Source organism: Priestia sp. TRM10, assembly GCF_057808375.1.
This window is the reverse complement of record NZ_JBJZOT010000015.1, coordinates 1431039-1437500: the sequence shown is the minus strand read 5'-3', so window position 1 is coordinate 1437500 and position 6462 is coordinate 1431039. Positions and strand designations below refer to the sequence as shown.

6 protein-coding genes (1 of these 6 cut by a window edge) are annotated in these 6462 nt (G+C 37.1%); 4 read left to right on the top strand and 2 right to left on the bottom strand.

The features are described from left to right. Positions 1 to 142, bottom strand: the 5' portion of a protein-coding gene (locus tag ACK3CR_RS24195; RefSeq protein WP_488976227.1) for a TIGR00266 family protein. 659 nt of this gene lie to the left of the window's left edge; only the first 142 of its 801 coding nucleotides appear in the window; it begins with the start codon at positions 140 to 142; its stop codon lies beyond the left edge, outside the window. 198 nt (positions 143 to 340) lie between these two features. Continuing rightward, entirely contained in the window at positions 341 to 1267 is a 927-nt protein-coding gene (locus tag ACK3CR_RS24190; protein WP_372439972.1) for a 1,4-dihydroxy-2-naphthoate polyprenyltransferase, read from the bottom strand. Between the two features lie 392 nt (positions 1268 to 1659). Between ACK3CR_RS24190 and ACK3CR_RS24185 the strand changes: the two genes are divergently transcribed. Genes ACK3CR_RS24185 through menB form a run of 4 tightly spaced genes read left to right on the top strand, consistent with a single transcriptional unit; the run spans position 1660 to position 6437 of the window. Further along, positions 1660 to 3063, top strand: a complete 1404-nt coding sequence (locus ACK3CR_RS24185; RefSeq protein WP_243516842.1) for an isochorismate synthase — start codon at positions 1660 to 1662, stop codon at positions 3061 to 3063. Then, positions 3053 to 4792 carry a 2-succinyl-5-enolpyruvyl-6-hydroxy-3-cyclohexene-1-carboxylic-acid synthase gene (gene menD / locus ACK3CR_RS24180; protein WP_430237989.1) on the top strand — a complete coding sequence of 580 codons (1740 nt, stop codon included), beginning with the start codon at positions 3053 to 3055 and terminating at the stop codon, positions 4790 to 4792. The genes ACK3CR_RS24185 and menD overlap by 11 nt, the downstream gene beginning before the upstream one ends. Further along, on the top strand, positions 4789 to 5601 hold the full coding sequence (menH, locus tag ACK3CR_RS24175; RefSeq protein ID WP_243516847.1) for a 2-succinyl-6-hydroxy-2,4-cyclohexadiene-1-carboxylate synthase: 813 nt from the start codon (positions 4789 to 4791) through the stop codon (positions 5599 to 5601). Before menD ends, menH begins: the two co-directional genes overlap by 4 nt. Positions 5602 to 5615: 14 nt before the next feature. Beyond that, positions 5616 to 6437 carry a 1,4-dihydroxy-2-naphthoyl-CoA synthase gene (menB, locus tag ACK3CR_RS24170; RefSeq protein ID WP_019391070.1) on the top strand — a complete coding sequence of 274 codons (822 nt, stop codon included), beginning with the start codon at positions 5616 to 5618 and terminating at the stop codon, positions 6435 to 6437. Positions 6438 to 6462 lie beyond the last annotated feature (25 nt).

Genomic DNA, 6462 nt, shown 5'->3' with positions numbered 1-6462 from the left:
AAATGGTTTCCATTTCAATGTTCTCTTCCATCATCATCATACTTCCAGCTTCTGCTATAACACTTTCACGTGGATCAAGTTCAATCTCTACGAACTGCATATCATCTCCATAAAGTTTATAATCTATTTCATGTGAATTCATTTCTTCTCCTCTTTTCAAATGGTTTTCTCCTTGTAATACGTTGTACAAAGTTAAAAAGTTTCAACATGTAATAGGATAAACACAATGTTCTTTTCTAATGTATAGGATTATAAAGCATATAATTAAAAGTCGATCTTAAATAATGAGAAATAACAGTATCGTAATTTAAGAAAAAACACAGTCAAAAGACTGTGTTTTTTAGAAGAAGTAGCCGATAAAAAGACCAATGGATAATAAAAATCCAAAGAACGTATTTGTTTGTGCTGTAGCTTTCATAGCCGGTACCATTTGAATTGGCATTGTTTTTCCAATAAATCCTTTTACAGCTTGGATTGGTTTTGGAAGGCTAAGGAATACTAATAATAGCCAAGGGCTTGCTACTCCTGCAATAATAAGTCCAATAATCCATACATAAGATACGGTGAACATAGATGCTAACACTACAATAGACTGTTTCTTTCCGACGAGAATAGCTAACGTCTTACGGCCAAACTCTTTGTCTCCGTCAAAATCACGGATATTGTTTGCAAGTAAAATAGCACCTACAAGAATTGCAATAGGAATAGATACGACAACACTTTCTGCTGTAATCTTTCCTGTTTGAATGAAGAAAGAAATCAATATGATGGAACTTCCCATCATAAGTCCTGATACAAGTTCTCCAAACGGTGTATAAGCAATAGGGTATGGACCTCCAGTATAAAGATATCCAACAGCCATACAAAAAAGGCCGATAAGCGCAAGCCACCAGCTGCTACTCATGCAAATATATACCCCAATAATCATTGATAATAAGTACAAAATAAGAGCACTGTTCATAATTGTCCGAGGAGAAATTCCTTCACGAACAATTCCGCCACCAATTCCTACCGAGTTTTCATTGTCAAGTCCACGCTTGAAGTCGTAATATTCGTTGAAAAGGTTCGTAGCAATTTGAATAAAAAGACACGCAATTAACATTGCTAGAAAGATGGGAATATTAACTGAAGTAGATTGCATAGACAGAGCTGTTCCAATTAAGACAGGAACAAAAGCTGCTGTTAAGGTATGTGGACGTGTTAATTTCCACCATACTTTCCATCCCTTTTTTGGCGATTGAGCAGCACGCGGTTGTGATGATTGCATGCTTGTTCTCATCCTTTCTCTAAAAAGATATTTATAAAAACATTTTAGATAGACGTTTTTAGACAAAAAACACCTAACATTAGTGTAGAGAAAATCATGAGAAAGTTCAACTTTTTTTCACTTACTAAAGCTTTGTGCAAATAAAGTTTAAAAAGGGATATAGAGATTACATTTAGATTATGAAGCCCTTCACTAGCATTTTTAAAGAGAAAGATTTATAATTATTTAGTTGCGTATTTCTACAACATTAGACAAGCATTTATTTTAAGATAAGACTTTTTTCTTTGTTACAACTTTCTATCTTTAAGAGAAGATTTTACCATATAAGTTTCCCTAAAATAAATTGGGAAATAAAAATAAGATTATGTCAGATTTTACTGGAGGGAGCTAGTGTGGTTACAAGTATTGAGGAAGCGAAACGGAAAATTGAAGACGCTAGTTTACGTGCTAATAAATTAGAGAAGCCTCAGTTTGTTAGTATTGTAAAGCAAATTGCTCAGTTTGATCCTCTCTCTGTTTACTATAATGGGCGCCATTTATATGAAGGGAAGCGTTTCTTTTGGAAAGATGCGTATGATCCTTTTTATCTAGTTGGATTTGATTATGCCCATATTATTGAAAAGAATAAGGGTAGAGATCGTTTTAAGTATGTTGAAGAAGAATGGAAGCGTTTTATTGAAGGTGTAGAGGACAACAAAACACCGTTTGGGACAGGTAACTTGCTTTTTGGAGGATTCTCTTTTCATCCTTATCAAAAGGAAGATAATTTATGGACGAGTTTTCCTGTTAGCCGTTTTTTTGTTCCTAAAGTTCTTTTTACCTCCTATAATAAAGAAGCTTTCTTAACCTTTAATCGATATATTAAGCAAGGCGAATCAGTAGAGGACATTATAAAAGAAATGGAGCATATCGAAGAAACTTTTCTTGCTTCTGACACTCTTCCATCTCAAGTTCATAACAGAGATGCTGTTCAACATGAAGTCGCTCCTGAAGAATGGAAAAGAGCTGTGAAGCATGCAACAGAACAGATTAGAAGTGGTGAAATTGAAAAAGTTGTATTAGCACGTGAATTACAAGTAACATTTCATGAAAAAATATGGAGTGAATATGCCTTATCAAACTTGCTAGAAGAACAGAATTTAAGCTATATTTTTGCTGTTGAACAAGATAGCCAATGTTTTATCGGTGCTTCTCCGGAACGACTTGTAAAAAGTGTTGATGGTGAGGTCTTTTCAACGTGCTTAGCAGGCTCTATCCCAAGGGGACATTCTGCAGGGGAAGATGAAAAATTAGGGGAAGAGTTATTGAACGATGAAAAGAACTTGTTTGAACATAACCTTGTTGTAAATATGATTGAAAAGGCAATGAAAGAGACGTGCTTAAATGTATATGCCCCTGAGCATCCAACTCTTTATAAAGTAAAGCATATTCAACACTTATATACTCCTATTAAAGGAAAAGCAAAAGAAGGAACCACTCTTATTGAACTTGTGGAGAAATTGCACCCAACTCCTGCTCTTGGTGGATATCCTAAAGAAGAGTCTGTTGAGGTGTTAGAAAAGCTAGAGGTGTTTGAAAGAGGATGGTATGCAGCCCCAATTGGATGGCTTGATGGGGATGGTAACGGTGAATTTATTGTTGGAATACGATCAGCATTGCTGCGTGGTCATGAAGCATCACTTTTTGCAGGTTGTGGAATTGTGGGAGATTCAGATCCTCAAAGTGAATATGAAGAAACAAAAACAAAATTTAAGCCAATGCTTTCAGCGTTAGGAGGAATGAACAATGACAAGTGATGCTCTTACCTCATATGTAGCAACATTTGTAGATGGACTAGTAAGCAGTGGCATTGTGGACGTTGTTATCAGTCCTGGATCTCGTTCAACTCCGCTTGCACTTACAATGGCAGAGTGTGACGAACTAAATGTGTATACTAATATTGATGAACGATCTGCGGCTTTTTTCGCTTTAGGAATAGCGAAAGCAAAACAGCATCCTGTCGTTTTGCTTTGTACGTCAGGTACAGCAGCAGCTAACTATTTTCCTGCTATTGTAGAAGCCCATTATTCTCGTGTCCCGCTTGTTGTTATAACAGCAGATCGACCGCACGAGCTAAGAGAAGTAGGGGCTCCACAAGCAATTGATCAAGTAAACTTGTACGGCAAGTATGCCAAATGGTTTGTGGATGTTTCTATACCTGAAAGCTCAGTAGAAGCTCTTCGGTATATTAAACAAGTGGCTAAAAGAGCTGTTCATGTAGCTGAACGTGGTGGCCAAGGCGTTACACATGTGAACTTCCCGCTTCGAGAGCCACTTCTCCCTAACTTAGCAGAAGTGCACAATTTCTTTGAAGAAAGAAGAGAAGAGCGAAAAAAAGTAAGCGAGAGAATTGGTTCCCAAGCTGATGTTGCTTATGTAGAACAATTGCTAGAAAGAGCAGAAAAACCTCTTTTCATTTGCGGTCAACAAATTTCTGAAGAAGGAAGCAGGGAGATTGTTGCTTTAGCAGATATGCTTAATATCCCTATTCTTGCTGATCCCTTATCAAATATTCGAACAAATAAGCTAGTGCAAGATGTTGTAATGGATAGTTATGATACTTTCTTAAAAAATGAAAGAGTAGCTGAAGAATTAGCACCAGATCTTATTGTTCGTTTTGGTGGAATGCCTGTTTCAAAAACAACGCTCAAGTTTATGACAAACTACGCCCCAGAAAATTTCATAATGGTAGATCATACATTAGATTGGCGTGATCCGACAGGAACGATAACAGATGTTATTGTATCGCATGAAGAATTTTTATGTAGAAGCTTAAGGGAACAATGTGAAAACATCACTTTCTCAAAAAATTGGCTTTCAAAATGGATGAATGTGCAAAATATCACAAGTGACCTTCTTCAGCAGGCAATGGCCAATACAAAGGAACTTGATGAAGGAAAAGTTGTTGTAGAACTTCAAGAAGCTCTTCCAGAGCAAAGCCTTCTTTTTGTTGGAAACTCTATGCCTATTCGAGATGTTGATACATTTTTAAGAAAGTCATCTAAAAGTCTAGATGTATTAGCAAATAGGGGAGCTAACGGAATTGATGGAGTTGTTTCAGCAGCACTTGGCGCAAGTACTGCTTATCATCATTCTGTATTATTAATTGGCGATGTATCTTTTTATCATGATTTAAATGGATTATTAGCTGCACATTTGAATGAATTGAACCTAACCGTTGTGCTTGTTAATAACGATGGTGGAGGTATTTTCTCTTTTCTTCCTCAAGCAAAGGAAGAAAAGCATTTCGAACTTCTCTTTGGTACTCCACTCGGAATTGATTTCTCAAATGCTGTAAAAGCTTATCATGGGTCATTTCATAAAGCGAGCAATTGGGCGGATTTTCGTTATTACCTTGAGGAATCTTTCAGAACAAAAGGTGTTACAGTCATTGAGATTGAAACAGTGCGTACGAAGAATGTTGAAACACATCGAAGCATGTGGAAAGATATTGAGGATGCTTTAAATGAGGAAAAGGAAAAATGAACAAAATCATTCGTGGAGTGAATTATAATATTGAAATCGAAGGAGAAGGCCCACCTCTTTTGCTTCTTCACGGTTTTACAGGATCTCAGGCAACATGGAAACATGTGAAGGAAGATTTTACTCATTATAAAGTGATTACAGTAGATCTTATTGGACATGGAGAAACAGACAAGCCTGCTGATCCTAGTCGTTATACGATGGAGGAAACTGTAGCAGACTTGCTTCAATTATTCTATGAATTAAAGATTGAAAAAGCAGCGATTCTTGGTTATTCAATGGGTGGAAGAGTTGCGTTATCGTTTGCAATCTTATATCCTCATAAAGTGACAGCACTTATATTAGAAAGCTCTTCACCTGGTCTTAAGACAATTGAAGAAAAGAAAGCTCGTCAATTGAATGATGAGCAACTTGCTTCTTTCATTAACGAAAAAGGAATAGAGGCTTTTGTCGAAAAGTGGGAAAACATCCCGCTTTTTCGTTCTCAAAAGTCCTTGCCAAATGATATTATTGAAGAAGTAAGAAAAGAGCGATTAAAAAATGTTCCCCGCGGTTTAGCAAATAGCTTAATTGGGATGGGGACAGGCATGCAGCCTTCATGGTGGCCGCTTTTGTCTACTCTCAATATGCCAACACTTCTTATCACAGGAAAACTTGATATAAAGTTTTGTCAGATTGGTTCAGAGATAGATGAGCAGCTTACAAACTCTTTTTTAGAAAGAGTTAAAGAAGTTGGGCATGCTATACATGTGGAAAAACCTCGAATTTTTAGTAAAATAGTAGATGGGTTTTTACAAAGTGTACATGAATAAAGGAGGACTAAAAAATGTCTACAGTAGAATGGACTGCAGAACGTAAGTACGAAGATATTTTATATGAAACGTACAATGGAATTGCTAAAATCACAATTAACAGACCAGAGGTGCATAATGCATTCCGCCCACGTACGGTTTCAGAGCTAATCGATGCGTTTGCATATGCTCGTGATGATGCTAATGTTGGTGTTATTGTATTAGCAGGTGCTGGTGAAAAAGCATTCTGCTCTGGTGGAGATCAAAAAGTACGTGGTCATGGTGGCTATGTTGGGGACGATCAAATTCCTCGCTTAAACGTACTTGATTTACAACGTTTAATTCGTGTTATTCCAAAACCAGTTGTTGCGATGGTTTCAGGATACGCAATTGGTGGAGGACATGTTTTACACTTAGTTTGTGACTTAACAATTGCAGCGGATAATGCTGTGTTTGGTCAAACAGGTCCAAAAGTAGGAAGTTTTGATGCTGGTTATGGTGCTGGTTACCTTGCTCGTGTTGTAGGACATAAAAAAGCACGTGAAATTTGGTTCTTATGTCGCCAGTACAGTGCACAAGAAGCATTGGATATGGGTCTTGTAAATACAGTTGTTCCTCTTGAAAAGTTAGAAGAGGAAACTGTGCAATGGTGCAACGAAATGCTTGAGAAAAGTCCAACTGCTCTTCGTTTCCTAAAAGCTGCGTTCAATGCAGATTCAGATGGACTAGCAGGTATGCAACAATTTGGTGGAGATGCAACGCTTCTTTACTACACAACAGATGAAGCAAAAGAAGGAAGAGATGCTTTCAAAGAGAAACGTACTCCAGACTTCAAGCAGTTCCCAAGATTCCCTTAAAAATAACAAAGAGAAAGCAGCTTAA